Source organism: Vreelandella titanicae, from assembly GCF_014697095.1.
Lineage (GTDB): Bacteria > Pseudomonadota > Gammaproteobacteria > Pseudomonadales > Halomonadaceae > Vreelandella > Vreelandella titanicae.
The window spans coordinates 1,190,551-1,216,453 of sequence record NZ_CP059082.1; the positions used below are offsets into that span (position 1 = coordinate 1,190,551).

General features: G+C 55.6%; 25 protein-coding genes. 18 read left to right on the top strand and 7 right to left on the bottom strand.

Annotated features, from left to right (window positions below):
• Nucleotides 1-5: 5 nt before the first annotated feature.
• On the bottom strand, nucleotides 6-1,022 hold the full coding sequence (locus tag HZS52_RS05595; protein ID WP_190374309.1) for an AraC family transcriptional regulator: 1,017 nt from the start codon (nucleotides 1,020-1,022) through the stop codon (nucleotides 6-8).
• A 170-nt stretch (nucleotides 1,023-1,192) separates the two neighbouring features.
• Here HZS52_RS05595 and HZS52_RS05600 point away from each other — a divergent pair, with 170 nt between their 5' ends.
• From HZS52_RS05600 to catA, 6 genes are all read left to right on the top strand, one after another.
• Nucleotides 1,193-1,669: a MarR family winged helix-turn-helix transcriptional regulator gene (locus HZS52_RS05600; RefSeq protein WP_041157349.1), complete on the top strand. Its 477-nt coding sequence runs from the start codon at nucleotides 1,193-1,195 to the stop codon at nucleotides 1,667-1,669.
• Nucleotides 1,670-2,101: 432 nt separating this feature from the next.
• On the top strand, nucleotides 2,102-3,604 hold the full coding sequence (locus HZS52_RS05605) for an SLC13 family permease (RefSeq protein WP_190374310.1): 1,503 nt from the start codon (nucleotides 2,102-2,104) through the stop codon (nucleotides 3,602-3,604).
• Nucleotides 3,605-3,787: 183 nt separating this feature from the next.
• The gene (locus HZS52_RS05610) at nucleotides 3,788-4,549 is read left to right on the top strand and encodes a 3-oxoadipate:acetyl-CoA acetyltransferase (protein ID WP_263365203.1); all 762 of its coding nucleotides are present in this window, start codon (nucleotides 3,788-3,790) and stop codon (nucleotides 4,547-4,549) included.
• 565 nt (nucleotides 4,550-5,114) lie between these two features.
• On the top strand, nucleotides 5,115-6,233 hold the full coding sequence (locus HZS52_RS05615) for a muconate/chloromuconate family cycloisomerase (RefSeq protein ID WP_141440336.1): 1,119 nt from the start codon (nucleotides 5,115-5,117) through the stop codon (nucleotides 6,231-6,233).
• A 73-nt stretch (nucleotides 6,234-6,306) separates the two neighbouring features.
• Nucleotides 6,307-6,597, top strand: a complete 291-nt coding sequence (catC, locus tag HZS52_RS05620) for a muconolactone Delta-isomerase (RefSeq protein WP_035565030.1) — start codon at nucleotides 6,307-6,309, stop codon at nucleotides 6,595-6,597.
• A 66-nt stretch (nucleotides 6,598-6,663) separates the two neighbouring features.
• On the top strand, nucleotides 6,664-7,638 hold the full coding sequence (catA, locus tag HZS52_RS05625; protein ID WP_159177740.1) for a catechol 1,2-dioxygenase: 975 nt from the start codon (nucleotides 6,664-6,666) through the stop codon (nucleotides 7,636-7,638).
• A 109-nt stretch (nucleotides 7,639-7,747) separates the two neighbouring features.
• Here the strand turns inward: catA and HZS52_RS05630 are convergent, their stop codons facing one another.
• Entirely contained in the window at nucleotides 7,748-8,650 is a 903-nt protein-coding gene (locus HZS52_RS05630) for a LysR family transcriptional regulator (protein WP_141440338.1), read from the bottom strand.
• 421 nt (nucleotides 8,651-9,071) lie between these two features.
• Between HZS52_RS05630 and mscL the strand changes: the two genes are divergently transcribed.
• Entirely contained in the window at nucleotides 9,072-9,599 is a 528-nt protein-coding gene (gene mscL, locus HZS52_RS05635; protein ID WP_190374311.1) for a large-conductance mechanosensitive channel protein MscL, read from the top strand.
• A 60-nt stretch (nucleotides 9,600-9,659) separates the two neighbouring features.
• Here the strand turns inward: mscL and HZS52_RS05640 are convergent, their stop codons facing one another.
• Genes HZS52_RS05640 through hemC form a run of 4 tightly spaced genes read right to left on the bottom strand, consistent with a single transcriptional unit; the run spans nucleotide 9,660 to nucleotide 14,164 of the window.
• Nucleotides 9,660-10,937, bottom strand: a complete 1,278-nt coding sequence (locus HZS52_RS05640; RefSeq protein WP_027957997.1) for a heme biosynthesis HemY N-terminal domain-containing protein — start codon at nucleotides 10,935-10,937, stop codon at nucleotides 9,660-9,662.
• The gene (locus HZS52_RS05645) at nucleotides 10,934-12,430 is read right to left on the bottom strand and encodes a uroporphyrinogen-III C-methyltransferase (protein WP_208457973.1); all 1,497 of its coding nucleotides are present in this window, start codon (nucleotides 12,428-12,430) and stop codon (nucleotides 10,934-10,936) included. Before HZS52_RS05645 ends, HZS52_RS05640 begins: the two co-directional genes overlap by 4 nt.
• Before the next feature lie 13 nt (nucleotides 12,431-12,443).
• On the bottom strand, nucleotides 12,444-13,223 hold the full coding sequence (locus HZS52_RS05650; RefSeq protein ID WP_138799530.1) for a uroporphyrinogen-III synthase: 780 nt from the start codon (nucleotides 13,221-13,223) through the stop codon (nucleotides 12,444-12,446).
• Nucleotides 13,220-14,164, bottom strand: a complete 945-nt coding sequence (hemC, locus tag HZS52_RS05655; RefSeq protein WP_138799529.1) for a hydroxymethylbilane synthase — start codon at nucleotides 14,162-14,164, stop codon at nucleotides 13,220-13,222. The genes HZS52_RS05650 and hemC overlap by 4 nt, the downstream gene beginning before the upstream one ends.
• A gap of 136 nt (nucleotides 14,165-14,300) precedes the next feature.
• Between hemC and HZS52_RS05660 the strand changes: the two genes are divergently transcribed.
• From HZS52_RS05660 to HZS52_RS05690, 8 genes are all read left to right on the top strand, one after another.
• Nucleotides 14,301-16,358, top strand: coding sequence for a sensor domain-containing protein (locus HZS52_RS05660; protein ID WP_159177738.1), 2,058 nt, complete (start codon nucleotides 14,301-14,303; stop codon nucleotides 16,356-16,358).
• A gap of 97 nt (nucleotides 16,359-16,455) precedes the next feature.
• A complete protein-coding gene (gene argH, locus HZS52_RS05665; RefSeq protein ID WP_022521219.1) occupies nucleotides 16,456-17,859 on the top strand; it encodes an argininosuccinate lyase in 1,404 nt (467 codons plus the stop codon).
• The gene (gene lptM / locus HZS52_RS24340) at nucleotides 17,856-17,987 is read left to right on the top strand and encodes an LPS translocon maturation chaperone LptM (protein ID WP_022521220.1); all 132 of its coding nucleotides are present in this window, start codon (nucleotides 17,856-17,858) and stop codon (nucleotides 17,985-17,987) included. Before argH ends, lptM begins: the two co-directional genes overlap by 4 nt.
• A gap of 33 nt (nucleotides 17,988-18,020) precedes the next feature.
• Nucleotides 18,021-19,292, top strand: a complete 1,272-nt coding sequence (gene lysA, locus HZS52_RS05670) for a diaminopimelate decarboxylase (protein ID WP_022521221.1) — start codon at nucleotides 18,021-18,023, stop codon at nucleotides 19,290-19,292.
• Complete coding sequence (dapF, locus tag HZS52_RS05675) at nucleotides 19,292-20,125, top strand: diaminopimelate epimerase (RefSeq protein WP_022521222.1); 834 nt, start codon at nucleotides 19,292-19,294, stop codon at nucleotides 20,123-20,125. The genes lysA and dapF overlap by 1 nt, the downstream gene beginning before the upstream one ends.
• Before the next feature lie 16 nt (nucleotides 20,126-20,141).
• Nucleotides 20,142-20,852: a DUF484 family protein gene (locus HZS52_RS05680; protein WP_022521223.1), complete on the top strand. Its 711-nt coding sequence runs from the start codon at nucleotides 20,142-20,144 to the stop codon at nucleotides 20,850-20,852.
• A complete protein-coding gene (locus tag HZS52_RS05685) occupies nucleotides 20,845-21,789 on the top strand; it encodes a tyrosine recombinase XerC (protein WP_041157315.1) in 945 nt (314 codons plus the stop codon). Before HZS52_RS05680 ends, HZS52_RS05685 begins: the two co-directional genes overlap by 8 nt.
• Nucleotides 21,786-22,544: an HAD family hydrolase gene (locus HZS52_RS05690; protein ID WP_022521225.1), complete on the top strand. Its 759-nt coding sequence runs from the start codon at nucleotides 21,786-21,788 to the stop codon at nucleotides 22,542-22,544. The genes HZS52_RS05685 and HZS52_RS05690 overlap by 4 nt, the downstream gene beginning before the upstream one ends.
• On the opposite strand, the gene yihA is transcribed toward HZS52_RS05690, so the two are convergent.
• A complete protein-coding gene (gene yihA, locus HZS52_RS05695; protein WP_009286228.1) occupies nucleotides 22,517-23,155 on the bottom strand; it encodes a ribosome biogenesis GTP-binding protein YihA/YsxC in 639 nt (212 codons plus the stop codon). The genes HZS52_RS05690 and yihA overlap by 28 nt on opposite strands.
• Nucleotides 23,156-23,505: 350 nt before the next feature.
• On the opposite strand from yihA, the gene HZS52_RS05700 reads away from it, so the two are divergent.
• The 3 genes from HZS52_RS05700 (at nucleotide 23,506) to HZS52_RS05710 (ending at nucleotide 25,810) form a co-directional block, all read left to right on the top strand.
• Nucleotides 23,506-24,135: a c-type cytochrome gene (locus tag HZS52_RS05700; RefSeq protein WP_022521226.1), complete on the top strand. Its 630-nt coding sequence runs from the start codon at nucleotides 23,506-23,508 to the stop codon at nucleotides 24,133-24,135.
• Between the two features lie 203 nt (nucleotides 24,136-24,338).
• Nucleotides 24,339-24,971 carry a thiol:disulfide interchange protein DsbA/DsbL gene (locus tag HZS52_RS05705; protein WP_053857157.1) on the top strand — a complete coding sequence of 211 codons (633 nt, stop codon included), beginning with the start codon at nucleotides 24,339-24,341 and terminating at the stop codon, nucleotides 24,969-24,971.
• Between the two features lie 5 nt (nucleotides 24,972-24,976).
• Nucleotides 24,977-25,810 carry an endonuclease/exonuclease/phosphatase family protein gene (locus HZS52_RS05710; protein WP_089691363.1) on the top strand — a complete coding sequence of 278 codons (834 nt, stop codon included), beginning with the start codon at nucleotides 24,977-24,979 and terminating at the stop codon, nucleotides 25,808-25,810.
• Nucleotides 25,811-25,903 lie beyond the last annotated feature (93 nt).

Genomic DNA, 25,903 nt, shown 5'->3' on the forward strand with positions numbered 1-25,903 from the left:
TAGGCTCAGAACAAGACGTTGGCCAATTCGTTACCAGTAGTATGTTCGCGGTTTGACTGTAGTGTTTGCACGGGGGTCACCCCATAGACCTCCTTGTACTGTGCGGAGAAGTGGCCAGGGCTGTTGATGCCATGCTGCATGATGACATCGGTGACACGGTGGCCACGAGGAGCATCAATCAGCGCCTGGTGCACACTCTTCATGCGTTGCTGAGTAAAATAGGCTTTGGGTGAGAGCCCAATAAATTGCTGGAAGCCGTATTGCAGCGTGCGCTTTGATACCCCCACCATCGAGGCTAGTGTCTCGAGCTCGATACTCTGCTTGAGATTTTGGTCAATAAGCGTTTTGGCGTTTTTTACATAGTGCGGAAGAGGAGAGGGGTTACCACTCAAGCGCTGACTATAGTTGTTAATGAACAGCCCCAGCAGGCTGTCATATAAGTAGTCTTCCATCAGCTTGATCTGCTGGCGCGGGGCATTTTGCTGGTGAAGAGAGTCGGTGAGACGGGCAAAATACTTGATGGTATCCAGAAGAAAGACCGTGCCGGGGTAATGCTCGGGAAAGTAGTGGTCAAAGATGATCGGAAGATCAATGCGCTGTTCAAGTCGGCACGAAAGGCGCTGTTCCAACCGGTGGCGCGGTACTCGAACGATGATGTTATGGCAGTTCGGAGAAGTTTGAATGAGAGCGCGTTGACAGGGGGATGTGACAGTAACACCTCCCTGAATCATACTGACCTGACGGTCAGCGTATACGATGGTTCCCTGGCCTTCGAGAGTGATACGAAACAGGTAAACGTTTGACTCTTCGACGGGATCAATTTCGACATTGGCACCATATTGCAATTCGATAATGGCCAACTGGTCGAAGCTGACGGCACTCAAACGTGAGGCAAGTCGCGGGCCGTCAAATAAACGCATGCGATGTGGGCAGAGGTAGTGGGTGACATGCTCACGAATGACCTCTTGTGAATCGGTGCGCAGAATAGCGTGCTTCTGCAGCAGAAACGGTGTTGTACCCATGGTTCACCTCAACAATGCACCAAGCAGGTGATGGTTTTGGGGTGTGAAGCCGAGGCAATAGCGGCTAGGCCAGTAGATGGCACGCTCTATCTCTAGAAGCTCCCAGGCGCTTACACTCGAATGGATATATGCTAGAATAATCCACTATTTTTTTGGATGGCGCGCTTCTTATGGTCGACAAGGATGAATTATCGTCTTCCTTTTTTCCTCTTGCCGATGAATTTCGCTCGCGTGATTTTCCTTTTTATTGGGTCGCGAGGCTGAATGCTAAATACAGCGCTGATGTCGATACACTACTGAAACCACTCGGGCTCAGTTCGTCTAAGTGGCGCATTCTCATGATCCTACATGAACATGGGCGCCTTAGCATGTCGGATATATCAGTACACGCTGTTGCAAAATTGTCAACTATCACCAAAATTGTATACCGAATGCAAGAGTCGGGTTTGCTTAAAACAGAAGCCAGCCCGCAGGATGGTCGCGTCACGGAAGTAGAGCTTACTGAGGCGGGTGAGGCAAAGCTGGATATTGCTCGGCAAGTCACTAGCCGTCTAGTGGAAAAAGCCTTTGCCGACTTCAGTAAACAGGACATTGTGTATATCAATCAGTGCTTGAGTAGGATGTTTCATAACTTAAACGCGCTTTAAGGTCTAGAGGGACGCTGGAATTACTGCCATCGCGGCCAAAGTGCTTACATTTGCCCTATGGGCTATCTAATAGCCCTGCCCTTTCCTGAACTACTCCTTTTTATTCAAACTTCCGCTTAGCGCTTTTGCTTAAACGTCACGCGGGTAGTGAAATTGCCACGCTTTTCGCAGTAGCCCATCCATTAGTCGTAAACTATACGTCGTAATTAAGCAGGATATTCCCTATCCCTTGTGAAAGTCACGAATAGGTCAAGTACGAAAATAGCAGCTATTTTATAGTTAAATAACTGATTTTATTGACTATATAGAGTTCTCTGTATTCATGTCAATTTACTCAATTAGGTATGTGCATCAACCTGAGAGGTATTGGCGACTCGGCCCATCAGTCGTAACACTCACCTGCACCGTTATTGCTATGCAGGTAAAACGATCATGTCGCATACCACAGGGGCCGTTGAACAAGCGCCCTACGCTGAAGCCTCTGCTTTCAAGCCAATCTCACTTGTAATGGGTATCGTCATTGGCTTGGGTGTTTTCTTCCTTTTGCCTGAAACGCTGGCCTTCAATGCTCGTCTAGTGGCGGGTATTGCCATGCTGATGGCCACCTGGTGGATGACCGAGGCGATACCCATTCCTGCCACGTCGCTGTTGCCGCTTGTACTGTTCCCTTTTTTCGATATTGCCTCGGTCGGTGAGACCGCCTCGCCCTATGCTCACAGCATTGTCTTTCTAGTATTGGGTGGCGTACTGCTGGGCTTGGCAACGCAACGCTGGAATTTACACCGCCGCTTCGCGCTACTGACGGTGCTCACCGTGGGTACTAAGCCGGCTCAAATCGTCTTCGGTTTGATGTTCGCTAGCTGGTTTATCACCATGTGGGTCAGCAATACCGCCACCGCAGTGATCATGGTGCCCATTGGAGGCTCGATCATTGCGCTAGTGAAGTCACTGGGTAACGGTGATGACACGCCCAAGTTTTCTGCCTCTGTGCTACTGGGCATTGCCTATGCCATCACCATTGGCTCCATGGCCACATTGATCGGCCAGCCGCCGATGGCGCTAATGCGCGCCTACATGGAAGACACCCACGGGCTTAGCATCGGATTTGGCCACTGGATGCTGGTGGGTGTGCCGTTCTCATTCACCATGCTAATGCTGGCTTGGTTTGTGCTTAACAAACTGGTGTTCCGCTCGGAAGTCGAGAGCATCCAGGGTGGCCGGGCGATGATTGAGGCAGAGCTCAAGGGGATGGGCCGACTATCGCCTGAGGAGTCACGTGTATTGATGGTTTTTGCCGGGGCAGTGTTCTGCTGGGTATTCCTGCCGTTAATCGCGAGAATTCCTGTCGTGCAGAGTGCACTGCCTTGGTTGGGTAACATCAACGATACCAGTGTGGCGATTCTCTCGGCGATTCTGATGTTTGTGATTCCTGCCTCTAATGGAAAAGGGGCGTTGCTGGAGTGGTCAGCTACCCGTGACGTGCCCTGGGGGGTGCTGATTTTGTTTGGCGGAGGCCTAACACTCTCAGCCCAATTCACCGCCACTGGCTTGAGTGCGTGGGTTGGCGAGAGCGTCTCGGGATTATCGGGGTTACCTCCAATCCTGATCCTAGCCATCACTGCCATCGTCATTATCCTATTGACCGAGCTAACCAGTAACACGGCGACGGCGGCTGCCTTCTTCCCGATTATGGGATCTATTGCCGTGGGGCTGGGTATTGAACCTTTCCTGATGACCATCGTGGTTACCTTTGCCGTGAGCTGCGCCTTTATGTTGCCCGTGGCGACCCCTTCCAATGCAGTGGCTTTCGCAACAGGGGATCTTCCAATCAAGAGCATGATCCGAGCAGGTATCTGGCTCAACGTCATCGGTTTGCTGGTGATTATGGTCGCGCTCTACACCATTGTCCCTTTGGTATTCGATGTCTCTTTCTAAAATGTGGTTGTCAACGTCATTGGCAGCGATTCGGATTTGACGCTGGTAAAGATTCGCTCTATTTTGTTCGTAATACAAATTAGTGTTCGCAATATGAACAAGGAGAGGTTTCCATGTCTCAGCCCTGTATTATTTGTGTCGCTATCACCGGCAGCCTGCCGCGCAATAGAGAACAATCCTGCCGTGCCGATTACGGTTGAAGAGCAAATTGAAAGTACTCAGGCGGCGTTCGAGGCGGGAGCTACCATTGCTCATTGCCACGTGCGTAATGATGACCAAACGCCTTCATCTGACCCGGAGAAGTTTGGTCGCCTAATGGAAGGGCTTAAGAAGCACTGCCCTGGCATGATTATTCAGCTCTCAACCGGCGGGCGCTCCGGCGCCGGTGAGGCGCGCGGCGGCATGCTGTCGCTCAAGCCTGATATGGCCAGCCTCTCGGTGGGCTCCAATAACTTCCCCAATCGTGTGTACGAGAATCCGCCCCAGTTGGTGGAGTGGCTTGCCGATGAGATGCTCACGTATGGCATTAAGCCTGAAATCGAAGCGTTTGATCTATCGCATATCCATCAGGCGGTTGCACTCTCCAAGCAGGGAAAGCTGAAAGCACCGCTCTATGTGCAGTTTGTCATGGGCGTTAAGAATTCGATGCCAGCAGACAAGCCGACTTTTGATTTTTATATTGAGACACTCAAGCGGCTAGCGCCGGATGCACAGTGGTGTGGCGCAGGCATCGGCGCCAATCAATACGTACTTAACGAGTGGTCAATTGCTGCAGGTGGCCATACCCGTACCGGCCTTGAAGACAACGTACGCCTGGATAGCAACACATTGGCACCTTCCAACGCCGCGTTGGTCGAGCGCACCGTAGTCCTATGCGAAAGGTATGAGCGCCCAGTGGCTACTTGGCAGCAGGCGCGTGAGATGCTTGGGTTGAACAATGTGTAAAAATGTTAGCTGCTACCCAACGGTGGGTGAAGGAACATACTCAATCACCATCGGATTGTTGTGTAGTCGTCTTTAAGGTGTCAGAGAGGGCTACTTACTTCGCGATATGTCAGTAGTCACCGGTAATTTTTCATAAAGCAGCCAGTATTATCCTTTTGTCGTAAATGTATTTTGTAGCGCGATGTGGTTGAGAACCCTAGCGGCCGCGGCAAATGGCTGTCGTATCGGGCTAACGGCTGAAGTGCTACGGCTTTTCTCATTTCGTTATTTAAGGCATTTATGCTCATTTAGTGATTAGTGGTGCAGCGTTAAGCTGCACCATTTTTTATTGTAGTCATTTGATTTAGTTGAATTTTAATCTATCAGTATTTAAGAAAATATATTTTTAGTTTGTTTTGCACGGTTTAATTTAAGCTACAGCTACACATGAGCGTTAAACAGCAACGCTAATGCTGGGTTAGCGATACCCTTACGGTATGGAAAGGCACTTAAACAATATTGGTTTCTAAAATCAGATGCTACCAAACTGCAGCCTAGCTAATGATTGCCAGACGCTGGAGCCTGCATGTCAACCGTCATCCAACATATTGAGACGCTGCTGGTCGATTTACCGACTATCCGTCCTCACAAACTCTCCATGACCACCATGGCCTGCCAAACCATGGTGATTGTGCGCATGCGCCACTCCGACGGTATCGAAGGGCTCGGCGAAGGCACCACCATTGGTGGCTTGGCCTATGGCCCGGAAAGCCCGGAGAGCATTAAGCGCAATATTGATACTTATCTAGCCCCTCTACTGGTCGGCCAGCCCTCTAACAATGTTCATCAGTTGCGTGCTCGGCTTAACCGCCATGCTCGCGGCAATATGATCGCCAAATCTGCATTAGAAACGGCTCTGTTGGATGCTCAGGGCAAGCGCTTGGGATTGAGCGTCGCCGAGCTGCTGGGCGGCGTACGTCAGGATCACTTGCCCGTACTATGGACGCTAGCCAGTGGTGATACCGCCAAAGATATTGATGAGGCCATGCTGCGTTTAGAACAGCGTCGGCACTGCGACTTCAAGTTAAAAATTGGTGCTAACCCGGTGGATCAGGACGTGCGCCATGTGGCGGCTATCAAGGAAGCGCTGGGTGATCGGGCCAGCGTGCGAGTTGATGTTAATCAGGCGTGGGATGAATCCACCGCCGTTCGCGGTATTCAGGTGCTACAGGATGCTGGCATTGAGTTAATTGAGCAGCCCATTGGCGCTCGTGAACATGCCGGCTTAGTTCGCTTGGCTAACCGCTTCAATGTGCCAATGCTCGCCGATGAGGCGGTGCAAGATGCCCGCGACGGGCTTGATCTTGTGTGCGGCGGCTTCAGTGGTGCCTTTGCGCTGAAGATTGCCAAATCCGGCGGTATTTACGGGGTACTAGAGTTAGCTCACGTCGCCCAAGCGGCTGGCATTGGCTTATATGGCGGCACCCTGCTGGAGGGCACTATCGGTACGGCTGCCTCTCTACATGCCTGGGCAACGCTGCCAGCAATGGCCTGGGGCACGGAAATGTTCGGCCCGCTGCTGCTGCAAGACGACATCGTCGTTTCCCCTCTCAACTACACCGAATTTGGGGTGGAGTTACCGCAAGGGGCTGGGCTCGGCATCACTCTAGATGAAGATAAGTTGGCGCATTACTCACGCAAGTAAACGTCACGTAAGTAAAAGCCGCAGTAAATAAAGCCATCGTTTGTGATCGCCCGCGATGAAAGAGGAGAGCCATATGCTGTTTCAAGTTGAGATGACCGTTAAGTTGCCGCCGGACATGCCTGCCGAGCAGGCAGCCAAGATCAAGGCAACGGAAAAGGCGTATTCCCAAGACCTGCAGCGCCAGGGTAAGTGGCGCCACTTGTGGCGGGTAGCGGGTAGCTACTCGAACGTCAGTATTTTTGACGTGGAAGACAACGCCGAGCTGCAAGAGTTGGTCAGCAATCTGCCGCTCTTCCCCTATATGGAGATCAGCGTCAAACCGCTGTGTCGTCACCCCTCTTCAGTGCGTGATGACGACAGCTAGTTCTCCACATAACACGCCAAATCGTATGACGACAACAACACCCCATAACAAACAGAGGGTTTCACCATGACTGTAAAAATATTCGACACGCCCGAGGTTCAAGACTTCATCAAAACCGTGGCCGGCTTTGATAAAGCCGGTGGCAATGACCGCGCCAAGCAGATCGTCCATCGCCTGGTCAGCGACCTGTTCAAGCTGATCGATGACTTCGATGTCACCGAGGAAGAGTACTGGGCCGGTGTCAACCTGCTCAATGCCCTGGGTAGCCAAACCCAGTTCGGGTTGCTCTCGCCCGGTCTCGGCTTTGACCACTTCCTCGATATGCGTCAAGACGCCATCGATGCCGAAGCCAAGCGCACCGGCGGCACCCCGCGTACCATCGAAGGCCCGCTCTACGTGGCCGGTGCCCCGGAAGCGGAAGGCTTCGCCCGCATGGACGACGGCAGTGATCCCGATGCCGAGGTGATGTGGCTGACCGGTCAGGTGCGCGATGTCGACGGTACCCCGATCCCCGGCGCTAAGGTTGAAATCTGGCACTGCAACTCCAAGGGCGGCTACTCGTTCTTTGATCCCTCCCAGGATGAGTACAACATGCGCCGCACGATCTATGCGGACAGCGAAGGCCGCTACACCGCGCGCAGCATCATTCCCTCCGGCTACGGCGTGCCTGAAGGCGCCCCCACCGATGTGGTGCTCAAGTCCCTGGGCCGTCACGGCGAACGCCCGGCGCATATCCACTACTTCGTCTCCGCACCGGGCCATCAGCACCTGACCACCCAGATCAACCTGGCGGGCGACCCCTACACCTTTGACGACTTCGCCTTCGCGACCCGGGAAGAGCTGGTGGTGCCCGCTGAACGGATCGAAGATCCGGCCGAGATCGCCAAGCGCGACCTGGACGGCCCGTTCTCCCATGTGGTGTTTAACGTCGAACTGGCTAAAACCGAAGCCCCTGAGCTGCAAGTGCGTCACGCCCGCCCCCGCGCCAAGGAAGACGAGCAGGATCTCGCTAGCCAGTTGGCGGGTACCGCGAAGGTTTAATAGCCTTGTTAATTTCCTTTAAGTGCTTGAAGGGGCTTTAAAGAAGGGCCGCGCTAGGAAGGGGAATTGGCAAGCTCCAAAGGATCCACTTTCCTTTGAATATCATAGGTTATGGGTAGCGGCCCATGAAGCGATCATCAACAAGCTTGTGTAAAATGGTGGTCGCTTCATTCATGAGAAGTGATGGTTTTTCACCGCGGCGACGGCTGCAGACAACAGGTGAGGTGATTGTCTTGTCCGCCAATGCTACATAAGAAATACCATCTCGTTGTACGCGCTTTACCTCCTCAGGTACCAGTGTAATACCGATATCAGAGGCGACGAGGCTAAGTGCTGTCTGAACTTCGTTTGCTTCCTGTATGACCTCAACCTTTAAGCCTTGTCGGCGGAAAATACCTAGTACCATATCTGCCAAGCTAGGACGTGGTTTGGCGGGGAAAAGAATAAGTGGATAACGTGCCAATTCTTCGCATGTAGGCGTAGTGCCCTCTAAAGGGTGACCGCTAGGAAGGGCAGCAATAAATGGCTCATTGAAGAGTATCTCTTGCTCTACGTCTGGATCATCAATGCGAAGACGTCCAAATCCCATGTCAATACGACCTGCTTTAAGCGCCTGAATTTGCTGTATGGTCGTAAGTTCTGTCAATGATATTTCCACATTCTCAATTTGACGCAAGTCGCGAACCAGCATTGGAATCTGCCCATAAAAGATAGAGGGGACAAAGCCAATTCCAAATAGAGTTCGCTTGCTACGTGCCATGTGGCGTGTTGTATCAATAGTGACGTCTACTTTCTCCAAAATTTCTAAAGCACGCTGCTGAAAAAATATACCCGATGGTGTTAAGCGAAGGCCTCGCGAGCTTCTCTCAAACAGTTCGACCCCAACTTCCTGCTCTAGCTGTTTAACTTGGCGCGAAAGTGGCGGCTGTGACATATGCAAGCGTTTAGCGGCACAGGTGAGATTAAGCTCTTCAGCGACAACGCAAAAGTACCTCAGGTGGCGTAATTCCATAAGAACTCCAAGGTATGAGTAACTTCTTAACTAATGGTGGCATTTACCTTCGGTGGCTTCCAATCAGGCTGCATTGCTCAAACAACCGGGCAATCTGCTACTAGCTAGGTGAGGCGCTATAACGCTACCAGTATTTTCGCACTTGAAAGCTAAATAACGTCTAAGACTTTAGTAATGCAAGGTAGTAACAAGAGGGGGAAAGCTTCCGAGTACGCCTATTCGCTGAGCTTTCAGCAACGACTCGTATAGCTTGGTTAGTCGCTGACACATAGTTGCACGAGGAAGGGGCTTCAACGCTTTATAATGCCTAGTATCGAACCGCCAGGAAATTACTTGCCGTCTAACACACCCTAGCCCATGCTTTTAGCAAGACGCTATAACCTAGGGTATTGGCTAAAACGAAACGTTAGGACGTTTGAACATGGCAAAATTCTTCCAGGAATTCCGAGAGTTTGCGGTAAAAGGCAACGTCGTCGATATGGCGGTGGGGATCATTATCGGTGGGGCGTTTACGCTGATTGTGCAGAGCCTGGTGGCGGATGTGATGAACCCGCTGATTGGCTTGTTGGTGGGCGGTGTGGATTTTTCCAATCTGTTTGTAGTGTTACGCCAAGGGGCGGTGGGCGGCCCTTATGCGACGCTGGCGGATGCCCAGGAGGCAGGGGCGGTAACGCTAAACCTCGGGCTTTTTATCAATGCGGTGGTCAGCTTTATGATTGTCGCCTTCGTGGTCTTCTTATTGGTACGCACCATTAACCGATTAAAGCGCGAAGAGGCGGTAGCGCCTGCGAACCCTACGGAGCAGCCGTGCCCTTACTGTTTGATGGTGGTGCCGATCAAAGCCACGCGCTGTGGCCACTGCACAGCAATGTTGGATCAGCCAGCGGAGGCTGAAACGCCGGTTGAAGTTACCTCTGCGCCACCGCTAATGCCACCCGCAAAACCTTGAGCCACTAAAAAGGGCGCCACTGCTGAAGAGGCGCCCTTTCACGTTATACCAGCAGCAACCCTAGGCGCTTTTCTTAATGGTTTTGCTGTCTTTTTGCTTACTGCCGGGCTTTTTGCTGTCGTTAGCATCGCTGGGTTGCGGCAGCGATGGCAGCGATTTGGCCAGCATTTCGACGCTGTGGCGATAGTAGAGCTGGCTCTTATTATGCTCGCCAAGGCTTGCATAGAGACGTGCAAGTTCAGCGCAAACTTCGCCATTGGGGCGCTGCCGCTGGCTGGCTTCAAAGTACTCCAACGCCTTTTGCCACTGGCCGGTGCGCAGCGAGAGGCGACCGCAGGCGAGCAGCAGCTCGGGGTCGTTGGGGCGCTCCTGCAGCCACTTCTCGGCTTTAACTAGTTGGCGACCGGCGTTCACATTCAGCAGGCCGTAGCGTTTTACTAAGCGTGCGTCCCAGTGGTGATCCAGCGAGTGGTTGAGCAAACGCTCGGCAATGGGCTCTTCGTGGGCTTGAATCAGCGCTTCGCTGTATAGCACGATCAGCTCGGTATTGCCGCGCAGGTAGTCGGGCATATCAGCCCAAAGGCCGCGCACCCGCTCAATGTTGGTGGGGTTTTGCGCTTCAAACACGATCAGCTCGCGGTAGGCTTTAAACTCCAACTGCTCACGCTCTTGCTGGGTAATGAGCTTCTGCGCCGCCAAGCGTGGAATCAAACGCCGTAAGCCTTCCCAATCGTTGACGCTTAAATGCACCTGTTTGAGTAGCTTGAGCACCTGCGGGTGGTTGGAGAGCTTCTTATCCAGGCGATTAAGAATCGCCAGCGCTTCTTCCGGCTGCTGACGCTCAATCATCATTTGCGCCTGCATCAAGCCAACGGCCGTATCGGCTCCGTCGGTGGTTAGCTGCGCCTGATTCAGGTGCTCCTGGGATTTCACGTGGTGGCCCTGGTAATGGGCCGCCAGCGCTGCGGATAGGTAGTTGACCAGCGGTGTGCTGGAATCATCGGCGGCATTAACCAGGGTTTTTTCGGCTTTTTTCCAGCGCCCTTCGGTCAGTGCTACCAGGCCACGCACGGTGCGCTGCATGGCGCGACGGTTACGTGCGCGGCTGTTCCAGCTACGAAAACGCCCCATAGGGCGAATAATGCCGCTGAGCAAACGCAGTACAAAGTGTAGGACGATAAAGGCGGCAAACAGCAGCACCAGACCAAACCAAAACGATGTCTGGATGGATGAGTCGCCCACGCGGATTAGCCAATAGCCGGGCACCGACATCATCAGGTGCCCAAACAGGGCCCCGACGGCGAGGCCTGCGACAATGAGGAGAACAAGCTTTCTCATGAATCACCTCCGCTTTGGCCACGCGTCTTATAGCGGTTGTCGATAAAGCGTGCGAGCTCCTGCTGTGAAGCGCTGATATCGGGCAGCTCGGGTTTTACCTCTGCTTCCTTGAGCTCTTGAAGGCGCGTAATAACGCTTTGGGTCTCTTCACGAGTGGTGTCGTAGTAGTCGTTCAGCAGCTGTAGCGCTTTGTCGATACTCGCGTCATAAAGCTCTTTCTCTTCGTTGAGCAGGGCCAACTGCGTCTGCTCCAGCACTAAGCGTAGACTTTGGCGTAGGTAAGACTCTTGCTCTGGGGTAATCAGCGCTTCCAGCGCTTCATCGTGATGGCGAACCACCACCAGGTCTTTGAGCTCTTCACCGAAGCGCGCCAGCTGGCGCTGGAAAGTGCCGGTCGGCGGCTGCTCGATGCTAGAGGTTACCGCTTGCTCCTCAATTTCTTGAGAGAGTCGCAGAGAGGAGATGCGTTCCTGCTGGGCATTGAGCGCTAAGTAGAGGCCTGTACGGTCAACCTGGGGCACGGCATCCAGAGCGGCTAGCTCATTGGCGATCGCTGCGCGTACGGGCGTCAACGCCGGGTTGTCAGCATCTACTAGGCGCGCATCGGCGGTACGCAGCAGCGCAGCTGCGCCATCAACGTCGCCTTCCAGCTGTAAACGCTGATTGGCCAGACGCAGCAGGTAGGCGGCTTCGGCATGCAACCACTCGCGCTCGTCGGTGTCCTGCTCTTGAGAGAGCTGGTCCAGCACTTGGCCCAGGGTCTCATCGACGTCGCTGCGGTAGCTGTCAAATTCATCACGCAGGTCACCCAGTGTGCTCTGCAGCGCTTCATCGCGCTCGGCTTCGCCGCTATCAAGGCGTGACTCAAGGTCACTAACCGCTTGTTGTGAGGCGCTCCCCTCAGCCTGCTGTGCGACCTCATCGAGGCGCTGCTGCTGGTTCTCCAGGCGCTGCCAGCCCTGCCAAACGACAAATGCCAAGGCAATCGCCAGGATAATCACCAGGGCAATCGCGAGGCCGCCGCTTTTACTGCCTCCGCCTTTGCCCCCACCGCTTTGGCCGTTACCGCTGCCTTTGTGGCCGGTGGGCGGCGTAGTGCCCGCCGATGACTTGCCGCTGGTCGGCTTTGACGAGGCGGCGCTTGACGATGGCGAACTAGAAGCCGACCCGCTTGAGGAAGATGGGCTGGGTTGAGCGGCACTCTGGGAAGGTGAGGCTGCGTTGCTGGATGTGGTATCTGCCGATTTAGCCGTGCTGGTAGTGCTGCTAGCAGCGGTTGAACTCGCAGTGGGCGAGCCCTTTCCACGCCGCCGCGACCGGCTATTTTTAGCGCCACTCTGAGCAGGTGTTGTTGAGCTCGGCGGTGTGTTCGGCTTGCTGGGCTCAGTCGCGTCGGTCGTGGAAGCTGCTTTGTCGGTCGTTTTAGGGACGCCCTGAGAGGCATCGGAGGACGTTGGTTGTACATCGTCCTGATCGTTTACTTGTTTGCTCATGTGTCGCTAGCCCTTAGTAAGTTCCTTGATCGACATCGGCACCCTGTGGGTCGCAGGTCTCCAACGCCGCTATCAACGCAGCTGGCGTAGCTCCGGACGCCACCTTGGGGTCACAAAAACCCAGTATGCCAGCCAGTGTAGCCAAACGGCGACTGGAAACGATTAGCGGTTGGTTCAAGGCCGCCTGATTGCACCATTTTGCCAGATGTTCCAGCAGTTCGCTGCTGGTGACGATCAACGCCCGGTAATTACCTGAAAAAAGGCGCGTTTGCAGAGCGGGTTCAAGGGGGTGAAACGTGCGTCGATACACCGCTACGCGAGTCACCTGCGCCCCCCGCTCAGCAAGCGTTTCAGCGAGCAGCGGGCGGCCACCTTCTCCCGCCACCAGTAGAATACGCTGGTGCCCTAACTGTTGAAGCGAGGCAAGCGCAAGCAGTGCTTCGCTGGTATCTTCACCTGCACTGGGCGCAGGCACATGCACACGTACGCCCAACTGATCATAAAGCGTTGCCGCGGTGGCGCTGCCAACGCTGTAGTAGTCAATGCCAATGGGCAGCTGTGGCCAGAAGCGATCTAGCGCTTCACTCAAGCAAGTGGCCGCAAAGGGGCTGATGACTATTATCTTATGGTACTGATCAATATCCAGCCAGATACGCCGCATTTCAGGGGTTTCTGGTAAGACTTCGAGTTGCATCACGTTGAGTGATTCAACGCTCTCGCCCCGCTCGCGCAGAGCAGCAGCCAGTGCTTCACCGCGCTCGCCAGGGCGGCAGATCAGTACCGGTTGGCTCATATGGCGCGGCCGTAAACCTCAGCCAAAATATCGCCAGCGCCTTGGTCGAGCAGCTCTTCGGCAATGCGAATGCCCAGCGCTTCGGGCTCATGCATCGAACCACGGCCTTCGGCGCGCAGCACTTCGGTGCCCTCTGGGTTGCCCACTAAGCCGCGTAGCCAAAGGGTTTCATTTTCAATATCCAGCACCGCGTGGCCCGCAATAGGCACTTGGCAGCCGCCCTCTAAGCGCGTGTTCATGGCCCGTTCGGCGCGCACACGCGTCGCGGTATCCGCGTCATCCAGCGGGGCTAGCAAGGCAATCAGCTCGGGGTCATGCAGGCGGCACTCAATGCCTAGGGCTCCTTGGCCGCAGGCGGGCAGGCACACTTCCGGCGGCAGTGCCTGGGCAATCCGCTCACCCAAGCCCAACCGCTTAAGGCCTGAGGTCGCCAGGATGATGGCGTCAAATTCTCCCGCGTCTAATTTACCTAGCCGCGTTTGTACGTTGCCGCGCAAGTTGAGAATTTGCAGGTCGGGGCGGGCTTCACGCATCTGCAGGCCACGGCGTAAGCTGGCGGTGCCAATTCGTGCCCCTTCGGGAAGCTCATCAATGCTAGAGTAGTGGTTGGATACAAACGCATCGGTAGGGTCGGCCCCCTCTAGGATGACCGACAGGCCCAGCCCTTCGGGGAAGAGCATGGGTACATCTTTCATCGAGTGGACGGCAATATCGGCACGGCCATCGAGCATGGCGTCTTCCAGCTCTTTAACGAACAGCCCTTTACCGCCAATTTTTGAAAGCGGTGTATCGAGAATTTTGTCGCCCTTGGTAGACAGAGCCACAAGCTCGACCTCAAGGCCGCTGTGAGCCGCCATTAAGCGGTCACGAACGTACTCAGCCTGCCACATGGCCAGTTGGCTTTTACGCGTGGCAATGCGCAGTTTGGTGATTGATAGCACGTTATTCTCCCTATACCGCAGACACGGCGAGTCAAGCTATGATAAGTGTCATCATAAAGCACCGAGCGCCACAGTAAAAATAACGGAACTGATTATGCTCCCGTAACGTGCTTTATCCGTCCCCCTAGGAAATTGTATGTCCTCAGTGTTACCCCGCGGCCAGCTTGACCAGTTTTTCCTGCTTTCACGGGATCTGTTCTGCTGTATCGACTTTAAAGGCACGCTGCTGCAAGTCAATCCAGCCTTCGAGACGCTGCTGGGATATACCTCTGAACAGTTGATCGGGCGTTCCTGTGGTGTCGTCATTAACCCCCTTGACCACCCGGTGATCGAACGGGCGTTGCAGCGAGTGCATCAAGGCGAAAAGGTCATTCCTTTTGAGGTGCGCGCTGTTTCCGCAACCGGCAAGCAGCACTGGTTAGAAATTTCGCCGTCGTTGGGGGAGGACGTGATTTACGTAATCGCCCGGGTGATTACGCGGCGTAAAGCTAGCGAACAACAGCTAAAATTATTGGAGCGTAGCGTTGAATCAAGCACCAATGGTGTTCTTATTGTCGATGCTCAGAGCAGCGATCTGCCTCTGGTTTACGTCAACGCTGCCTTTGAACGCATTACCGGCTATTCGCGCAACCAGGCACTGGGGCGTAACTGCCGTTTCCTACAGGGGGAAGAGACCGACCCCGCCACCGTCAAGCAGCTACAGGTAGGGATTGCCGAGCAGCGTGAAGTACACGTGGTCATCCGTAACTATCGGCATGACGGCACGGTTTTTTGGAACGACTTGCACATTTCACCTGTACGCGATGAGAACGGCCAAGTGACCCACTTTGTCGGCGTACAGAATGATATCTCTGAACAGCGCGAATATCAGGCTCAACTCGACCATAACGCCCATCACGACGCCTTGACCGGGCTGCCCAACCGCTTGTTACTTGGTCAGCGCTTGGAAGAGGGGGGCGTGATGGCGCGCCGCTACCATCGCTATATAGCCGTGCTGTTTATTGACCTGGACGATTTTAAGCCGATCAACGATACCTTGGGCCATGAAGTGGGCGACTTTATTCTGGTTGAAGTGGCCAGGCGGTTGGAGAATGAACTGCGCCCCTGGGACACCGTCGCGCGTTTTGGCAGCGATGAGTTTGTGGTGTTGTTGCCGGATCTAGCCCATCAGGACGATGTGATACAGGTGGTCGAGCGGGTTCTCCAGGGGCTTTCGCCGCCCTACTGGTACCGCGACAGCGAGCTGCGCATCACCGCCAGTATCGGGATTGCCATCAATGACGGCAGCATGGACAACCCCCGCCAGCTTATTCAGCAGGCGGATTTGGCAATGTATAAAGCCAAACGGCGCGGGCGCAATACCTACTACTGGTATACCGAAGACTTGAACCGCAAGGTGAGCGAACGGGTTAGCTTACGCAGCGCGCTACAGCAAGCCATTGAGCAGCAGCAGTTCGAGCTTCATTACCAGCCGCAGATTCACGCGCCAAGCGGTCGCGTGGTGGGGGTTGAAGCGCTGATCCGCTGGCAGCACCCTGAGCGCGGCAATATCCCACCATCTGATTTTATTAGCCTTGCCGAGGATACTAGTCAGATCATTCCCATTAGCGAGTGGGTGTTGGCTACTGCCTGTCGCGATGCCCAGCAGCTCAATGGCCTGGGGTTAGGCGAGATCACCATGGCGGTCAATATTTCGCCTATGCAGTTTCAACGCCCTGGCTTCCTCACCTCCCTTGAGCAGGTGCTGGCGAGCAGCGGTCTAACGCCAGCGTTGTTAGAGCTGGAGCTTACCGAGGGGGTGCTGATGGATAGCGCCGAACAAGCAATCCAGGCGTTAAAGAATTTGCGAGCGCTGGGAGTCCTGATTGCACTAGACGATTTTGGCACCGGCTTCTCTAGCCTAAGCTATTTAAAGCGGCTGCCGATTAATCGCATCAAGATTGACCGATCCTTTGTGCGCGATGTGATTTCAGACCGCCACGATGCCGCTATTATCGACGGCGTGGTCGCCATGGCGGGGAAAATGGGGCTCGAAGTGTTGATAGAAGGCGTAGAAACGGCAGAGCAGTTTGGCTACCTGCAGCAGCGTCACTGTGACTACTATCAGGGCTACTACTTTGCCCGCCCCATGTCCCTAAGTGCCCTGCACGCGTTTCTCCACAAACCACCTGCCGTCGTAACGTCACGCTCTTAGCCGCCACAGAAATAAAAACGGCGTGCCGCTGACCGTGGTGACTCTGGTACACTTTCTGCTAACGACTCCATTGTTTTGTCAGCAGGATATATCTTCGATGAGCCAAGCCACGAATCAGTCTTGGGGCGGTCGCTTTAGCGAGCCCACCGATGCCTTTGTTGCACGCTTCACCGCGTCAGTTAATTTCGACCAGCGCCTGGCCCCCCAGGACATCCAGGGCTCCATCGCCCACGCCACTATGCTGGCTCGGGTAGGCGTGCTCACCGATGACGAGCGTGATGCGATTATTAATGGCCTGAACGAGATTCAGGGCGAAATCGAGCGCGGCGAGTTTAACTGGTCGGTGCCGCTGGAAGATGTGCATATGAACATCGAAGCGCGGCTGACCGAAAAGATCGGTATTACCGGCAAAAAACTCCACACCGGGCGCTCGCGCAACGACCAGGTCGCCACCGATATTCGCCTGTTTATGCGCGATGAGATCGATGTTATCGAAGTGGAGCTCAAGCGTCTGCGTGAAGGCATGATCGAACTGGCTGATCGTGAAGCCGAGACCATTATGCCCGGTTTTACCCACCTGCAAACCGCCCAGCCGGTCACCTTTGGCCACCATATTCTGGCTTGGCAAGAGATGCTGGCCCGGGATCACGAGCGCCTGCTGGACTGCCGCAAGCGCGTCAACGTAATGCCGCTGGGTGCTGCCGCCCTGGCTGGCACTACCTATCCCATCGACCGCCACGTGACAGCGGAACTATTAGGCTTTGACCGTCCAACAGAAAACTCTCTGGACGCGGTCTCAGATCGTGACTTCGCTATCGAATTCACCAGCTTCGCCAGCATCCTACTGATGCATCTTTCGCGCATGAGCGAAGAACTGGTGCTATGGACCAGCGCCCAGTTCAACTTTATCGACTTGCCCGACCGCTTCTGCACCGGCTCTTCAATCATGCCGCAGAAGAAAAACCCCGATGTGCCTGAGCTGGTGCGCGGCAAAACCGGCCGCGTGTACGGCCACCTGATGTCGCTGCTAACGCTGATGAAATCGCAGCCGCTGGCCTACAACAAAGACAATCAGGAAGATAAAGAGCCGCTGTTCGATGCAGTGGATACCGTGCGCGACTGCTTAAAAGCGTTTGCCGATATGGTGCCCGCCATTGAGCCCAAGAAAGCCAGCATGTATGAAGCGGCGCGGCGTGGTTTCTCTACCGCGACGGACTTGGCCGACTATCTGGTGCGTAAAGGCGTGGCCTTCCGCGATGCCCACGAAATCGTCGGGCAGTCGGTGGCGTATGGCCTTAAAAGCGAAAAAGACCTGTCTGAGATGAGCCTGGATGAGCTCAAACAGTTCTCCGATACCATCGAGCAGGATGTGTTCGAGGTGTTGACCCTGGAAGGCTCGGTAGCCGCCCGGAACCATATTGGTGGCACAGCACCCAACCAGGTGCGGGCAGCTGCACAGCGAGCGCGTGAGGCGCTGAGTGCGCTCAAGGCGGGCGCATGAAAACGCTGGCAATCATGGCCCTTTCGGCGCTGCTGTTAACCGCGGTTGTCGGCTGTGGGCAAAAAGGGCCGCTTTATCTGCCGGAAGATGCACCCGCTGACGAGCAATCTGCCCAGGCGTCTGAATAGATAGCTGCAGGCCCAGGAGAAGGGGAGAGCACCATGGACTATTTTAATTACCGCGATGGCGTGCTGTACGCCGAAGATGTACCGCTGTCACGCATTGCCGACGAGTTCGGCACGCCCTGCTACGTCTACTCAAAAGCGACGTTTGAACGTCACTTTCGCGCCTATACCGAAGCACTGGGTGGTCACCCGCACCTGATTTGTTACGCGGTGAAAGCCAACTCTAACCTGGCGGTGCTGGGCTTGTTGGCCAAGCTGGGCGCGGGGTTCGATATTGTCTCTATCGGTGAGCTTGAGCGGGTGCTAAAAGCCGGTGGCGACCCGGCGAAAGTAGTGTTTTCGGGCGTTGCCAAGCAACCCCATGAAATGGTTCGTGCGCTGGACGTGGGCATTAAGTGCTTTAACGTTGAGTCACGCCCCGAACTTGAGCGCTTGAATCGTGTCGCCGGTGAGTTGGGGAAAATTGCCCCGGTCTCATTGCGGGTCAACCCAGACGTGGATGCGGGTACTCATCCGTATATCTCCACTGGTTTGAAGGATAATAAGTTCGGCATCCCGGTGGATGAAGCGTTGGCGGTTTACGAACTAGCCGCAAGCCTGCCCAATTTGCAGGTGAAGGGGCTCGACTGCCACATCGGTTCACAGCTAACTGAAACCGCACCCTTCCTGGATGCCCTTGATCGCTTACTGGTGCTTATGGAGCGGCTGCGTGAGCGGGGCATCGAAATCGAGCACCTTGATTTAGGTGGCGGTTTAGGCGTGCCTTACCGCGATGAAAAACCGCCCCAGCCGTTTGATTACGCTAGCCAACTGTTGGCGCGGCTTTCGCGTTGGGAAGGTGGCGAAGCGCTTACGTTGCTGTTTGAACCCGGTCGCTCCATCGCCGCCAATGCGGGTGTCATGCTCACTCGGGTAGAGTTTCTCAAGCCTGGAGAGACCAAGAACTTCGCCATTGTCGATGCGGCCATGAATGACCTGATTCGCCCGGCGCTGTACCAGGCCTGGCAGGCGATTGTGCCGGTGGATACTCGTCAAACACGCGAAAGCGCCCTTTACGACGTAGTGGGCCCAGTGTGTGAAACGGGTGACTTCCTGGGTAAGGAACGCGAGCTGGCGATTACCGAAGGCGATCTTTTGGCGGTGCGCTCGGCGGGGGCCTACGGTTTTGTTATGGCGTCGAACTATAACAGTCGCCCTCGCGCCGCCGAGTTAATGGTTGATGGCGACAGCTGCCATGTGGTGCGCGCGCGGGAAACCGTTGCCAGTCTGTGGGCGGGTGAAGCGCTGCTGCCCGAAGGGGGGCGTTGATGCTGTTACACTTCACCAAAATGCATGGCCTGGGTAATGACTTTGTCATGGTGGATCTAGTCACTCAGCGCGCCCGGTTGGACGAAGCTCAGATTCGTGCACTGGCAGACCGGCGTTTCGGCATTGGCTTTGATCAGTTGTTGCTCGTCGAACCGCCCCGGGATCCAGAGATGGATTTTCGCTACCGCATTTACAATGCTGACGGCAGTGAAGTGGAAAATTGTGGCAACGGTGCACGCTGCTTTGCCCGCTTCGTGCGCGATCAGCGATTGACCCACAAGCATGAAATCCACGTAGAAACCGCCGGGGGCCCGTTGGTGCTGACCGTGCAGCACGACGGTATGGTGCGAGTGGATATGGGCCGCCCGCGGTTTAGCCCTTTGGCGCTGCCGTTCGATGCCCCTGGGGATCAACCCCTGCATCAGTTACAAGTGGGTGATGAAACGCTGCAGATCGGCGTGGTCTCTATGGGAAACCCACATGCTGTGATGCAGGTTGAGAACGTTGATAGCGCCCCGGTGGAGCGCCTCGGGCCGTTGGTAGAGGCGCATCCGCGTTTTCCCAAGCGTGTTAACGTGGGCTTTATGCAGGTACTCTCGCCCAGTGAAATTCGTTTGCGTGTGTATGAGCGCGGCAGTGGCGAAACGCTGGCCTGCGGTACCGGTGCCTGCGCTGCAGTTGCCAGCGGTATTCGCCAGGGGCTGCTAAAAAGCCCCGTAAAAGTCCATTTACCCGGTGGAGAGCTCAGCATTGAGTGGCCTGACCCTGAAGGGGCGCTAACGATGGTGGGGCCAGCTACACGCGTCTTCGATGGCCGCGTAGCACTTAATTAATTCGAGGAGAACGGCGATGTCACAAGCCCCTGAACCCCGCAAAACGCTCGAGCCTGATCAAGTGGCGTTCTGGCTGGCGCGTCATCCCGATTTTTTCGTCGGTCGTGAAGGGTTACTGCAGCAGCTGCAGGTGCCCCACCCGCATATCGACGGGGCGGTGTCACTGCTAGAACGCTTGGTGTTAGACCTGCGTAAGCGCGCGGAAACCGCCGAGGGCCGCCTGGAGCACCTGCTGGAGACTGCTCGCCATAACGAATCCCAGTACCGCCGGCTGCGGGAAACGTTGATAGCCCTGGTGGAAGCGCCGGATCGCGATGCGCTGGCGCAAGCGCTGGCCACCCAGCTTAGCGAGCGCTTTGAAACCCCGGCCATGGCGCTGTGGTGTCCGGCCACGTTAAGCGATAGTGAACCGACGCCGCCTCAACCGCCACGGCACGTGCTTGATCAACATGCCAGCACGCGGCTGTCGGCGCTGCTGGATGGCCGCACCAGCCGTTGTGTGAAGCTTAGCGTCAGCGACTGGAAGTGCTTGCTGCCCCATGTCAAAGCGCCGCGCAAAGCCGGTTCCTGTGCGATTTCACGGCTCTCGGCGGGTGATCCTTTGGGTTATTTGCTACTGGCCAGCCCCAGCCCCGATGCTTATCGGGCCAGCATGGATACGCTGTTCACTGAGTACTTGGGCGATATCGTCGCGCGCCTGCTGGTGCGCCTGGGCGACTATGGCTGAAGCTCTCCCAACGGAAATAACGATAGCCAAGCGCGTTGAGGCTTTTTTAGCAGCGCTGGCGTCCCATGCTAGCCCTGCCACGGTGGCGGCTTATCAGCATGATTTGGCCGCACTGTGTAACTTCACCGAGCGACGCGATGTGACAAATCCTGCAGCGTTAGACACCGCCCTGCTGCGGGCTTTTCTGGGGTCGGAGCGTAGCCGGGGGCTGGCGCCTAGAAGCCTTGCCCGGCGGCGGGCGGCACTTTCCCGCTTCGCCGATTACCTGGTCAAGCAGGGTGTGCTGGTCGATAACCCGGTGGGACTACTGCGTACGCCCAAACAGCCCAGCCACCTGCCGCGCCCGGTGGATGTCGACGCCCTGGCGCGCTTTCTCGATACCCCCCACGATGGCTCGCCGCTGGGCGTGCGAGATCAGGCTATTCTTGAACTGTTTTACTCCAGTGGCCTGCGCTTAGCGGAGCTGGCGGCGCTTGATTTGGGCGATTTGCAGAATAGCCGGGTAAGGGTGATCGGCAAAGGCGGCAAGCCGCGTCAGGTGCCGGTAGGGCGCCGCGCCCAGCAGGCGCTGGCTGAGTGGCTGGGATGTCGCTCAGCGCTGGCACCTATTACTGAGCAGGCGCTATTTGTGGGCCAGCGCGGGCAGCGCTTGGGCCATCGTGCCATTCAAAAGCGTTTAGCTCAGCTGTCGATTGCCCGTGGCTTGCCCGAACACCTGCACCCGCACCGTTTGCGGCACTCCTTTGCCAGTCACCTGTTGGAGTCGAGCCAGGATCTGCGCGCCGTGCAAGAGCTGTTGGGGCACGCCAATCTATCGACCACGCAAATCTACACCCGGCTTGATTGGCAGCATCTGGCGACCAGCTACGACGCAGCGCACCCCCGTGCTAAACGAGGCCCCAACGACAGTAAGAATAGCCCCAGGAGCAAACCATGACGATGCTGCAGGCCATTACCTTCGATTTGGACGACACCCTATGGGACAACCACGGAGTCATGGCGCGTACCGAAGAGGGCCACTACCGCTGGCTACTGGAGGCACTTGAGGCATGGCGAGCGGCACGCCAGGAAACAGCGCTGGCGTTATCCCACGAAAGCGGCGGGCTGGATTATCTGCAGCGCCGTCAACAGTTGGCAAAAGAGGTGCCCGAACGGCGCGGCGACTTCACTTGGCTACGTTTGCGCTCACTGGAGGCCCAGTTAGAACACGCAGGTCTGCACCGCAGTGCTGCGTTGATGTGGGCAGCAGCAGCGATGAATGAGTTTCACCGCCTGCGCGTGCAGGTCACGCCCCATCCAGAAGCGGCCGGACTGCTGGCTGCCCTGGCAGAGCGCTATCAGTTGGCGGCGATCACCAACGGTAATATTCATCTTCAACGTCAGCCGCTGGCTGGCTACTTTCCGGTGGCCATTGCCGCGGGCGAGTTACTGGCGCCCAAGCCTGATCCGATGCCGTTCCTCACCGCGCTGTCGCGCTTAAACGTCGCCCCCGAGTGCGCTATGCACGTGGGCGATTCGTGGCAGGAGGACGTGCTCCCTGCCCAGCAGCTGGGCATGCACGCGGTATGGATTTCTGAAGCGGAGGATCAGCCGCTCCCCCCGCGTGTGCATCGTATTGCCCATATTAAAGAGCTGCCCAGCATTCTCGAGAAGTTAGAGGCGCATCATTCTGGCGGTGTATACAGCCACTGATTGAGTTTCTGGGACAGCGTATCGACACCGTCGCGCTTGAGTGAAGAGAACAGCTGAACAGAGACGAGGTCTTCCCACTCTTTCAAGCGTGAGCGCACTTTTTGCAACGCAGCGCTGGCAGGGCCTTTTTTCAGTTTGTCGGCTTTGGTGAGCAAAATATGCACCGGCATGCCGCGCTGGTCAGCATAATCGAGCATCATTTGGTCGAACTCGGTGAGCGGGTGGCGCACGTCCATTAGCAGTACTAAGCCGCGTAGACTGAAACGGTTGCGCAGGTACTCGGCTAGGTGCTTTTGCCACTCTAGCTTGACCGCCTCCGGCACCTTGGCGTAACCGTAGCCGGGTAGGTCGACCAAACGCCGCGACTCGTCGTTCATAACGCTGAAAAAGTTGATCAGCTGGGTGCGCCCCGGTGTGCGCGAGGTGCGCGCTAACGCATTTTGTTGCGTTAATGCGTTGATAGCACTGGATTTGCCCGCGTTTGAACGCCCGGCAAAGGCTACTTCTGCGCCGGTATCATCCGGGCACAGGGCCAGGGTGGGGGCGCTGATAAGAAAACTTGCCGTCGGGTAGTTCAGCCGAGGGACTGGGCTATCATGGGGGGTAGTCATTGGGTTGATCCTGAAAAACGAACATAAAAGCGGCCTACTCTGCGCACTATCACCTCTCTATCGCTTCGATAAAGTAGAACGCATGATAGCGACTCATGATAGAGAATTGAGAGCAGTACCGCGACGAATTACCCCTAAAGCAGTCCAGCACTTGCATTCCCGCCGCTGGGGTGATTCGTTATAATGCAAGCGGTTTATATCTGCGACCTGGGGCGCTAGTGTACCATCGCGATACGTTGTTGGTATTAGCGAAGGTTGGTATTGGCGGAGCTAACCCTGGTAACTTGTGAAACCTGGGAAGCGCCCAGGGTGCGTACCAGTCAAACATAAAACGGCATAGTGGAATAGCAATGAGAAAGTTACTGGCAAGCCTAGCAATTACCATGGGCGCCGTTGGCATCGCCCACGCTCAAACGGACTATCAAGCTGATGCTGACGCATCCGCTGGCCAGGAAATGGCCCAGACCTGTGCCGCCTGTCATGGGCAACAGGGCATTAGCCCATCGGGCGCTTTCCCTAATCTAGCGGGTCAGCAGATGTCCTATCTGGCGAAACAGATTATGGATATCCGCGACGGCAACCGCATGGTTCCCCAAATGGCCGGCCAAGTGGATGACTTCTCCGACCAGGATGCCTGGGATGTGGCAGCACACTTTGCGCGCCAGGATGCCAACTTGGGCCAGACCAGCGACGAAGACGCTGAGTTGCTGGCTCGCGGTGAAGAGCTTTACCGCGCTGGTGATATGTCCAAGGGCATTCCTGCCTGTTCAGCCTGCCATACGCCAACGGGTGTCGGTATCGGCAGCGCCGTTTACCCCGGTCTATCTGGGCAGCACGCTCAGTACACGGTCTCAACGTTGCAGGCATTCGCCTCAGGTGATCGTAACAATAGCCCCAATAACATCATGGGCGACATCGCTTCAAAAATGAGCGACAACGATATGGAAGCAGTGGCTAACTATGTATTGGGTTTAAACTAAGTGTTGGGTTTGAACTAACGTTCTAACCCTGGGCGTTTAAAACCACACATAGACAGCCTACATACTTCCTTATGCCGTTTGCGGGTTCTCACTAGGCAACGTTCTTGGCAACGTTTGCTAACTGAGGGAACCCGCTAATGTATCCACGGTCTCACCCTTCGCTTACCCATGGAGAAACTTTTACAATGTCTAAAACGCGAGCGATGTTTAAAACGTTAATGGTCGCACTGGCCGGTTTGGGGCTTTCTGCGGCAGTGAGTGCCCAGGAAGTGGTTGAAGGCCAACATTATGAGCTGCTTGAAACGCCGGTAGAAACCCAGGTTGATGACGGGCAAATTGAAGTCACCGAAGTATTTTGGTTTGGCTGCCCGCACTGCTACCGCCTGCAAACGCCGATTAATGAGTGGTACGAGACCCTGGACGATGACGTTAGTGTCGTCAAAATGCCCGCCACCATGGGTGGGGATTGGAATACCCACGCTACAGCATTCTATGCAGCTGAGTCGCTGGGTATCGAAGAGGAGCTACACGCCGACTTCTTTAACGCCATTCATCAGGAAAATCAGTCGCTCACAGAGCCCGATGAGATTGCTGCTTTCTTTGCCAACTACGGCGTCAGCGAAGAAGAGGCCAAGCAAGCGCTGACTGACTTTGGTGTGCGTAGCGAAGTGAATGATGCCAATAACCGTATGCGCAAAATGAAGTTAATGGGTGTGCCTGCCCTGGTGATTGATGGCCGTTTTCTGGTGACGCCGAGCTCAGCCGGTAGCCTGGAAAACATGCCGAAAGTCGCTGAAGCGTTGGTTGAGCAGGTGCGTGAAGAGCGCACAGAGTAACCGTGTTGCGTGAAGCGAGGGAGCGTGACACAACAGCCATCAATGGCTCACGCTCGACGCTGTTTGAAGATGGGCACTTGCGTTTGCTGACCTTTAATTTGCAGGTGGGCATCCAGACCTCGGCGTACCATCACTATCTTACGCGCAGTTGGCAGCACCTACTGCCCAACCCGCGTCGCCAGAAGCGGCTGGACGTGATGGGCGAAGTGCTGAGCAAGTTTGACGTGGTGGGGCTGCAAGAGGTCGATGGCGGTAGTTTTCGCTCAAGCCGCGTCAATCAGGTGGAGTATCTCGCTGCCCAAGCGGGGTTTCCCCATCATGTTCAGCAGCTCAATCGCAATCTGGGGCACATTGCCCAGCACAGTAACGGTTTACTCTCGCGCTTGGTACCCAGCCAAATAGAAGAGCACCGTTTGCCGGGGGCAATGCCAGGGCGCGGTGCGATTCACGCCCGCTTTGGCGAAGGGCCTGATGCGCTGCATATCTTTGTTGCCCACCTGGCGCTAAGCCACCGCGGCCGGGTGCGTCAGCTCAACTACTTAAGCGATATTATTCAACCACTGCGCCACGTGGTGGTTATGGGGGATCTCAACTGCACCCCTGACCAACTGCACGCTCACGAGCGTTTTAGTGCGTCGCTACCGCTGCACCCGGTTAAACCCCTGTTCAGTTATCCCTCCTGGCAGCCGCGCCATGCGTTGGATCATATCTTGTTGTCGCAGTCGTTAGAGGCCGCCGAAGTGCGAGTGCTGGATCATCTCTTCTCTGACCACCTGCCGATTGCTGTCGATTTACCCTTGCCCGAGGCCTGTTTAGCGGCAATTCGTTCAAGCGTTTAATAATAAGCACGCTGTGCACTCCGTGAGCGCTGCATTGTCCGCGTATATGCGCTATTGTCTGGGACGCTGATCCCCTTAGCCGTTTTACGCGAG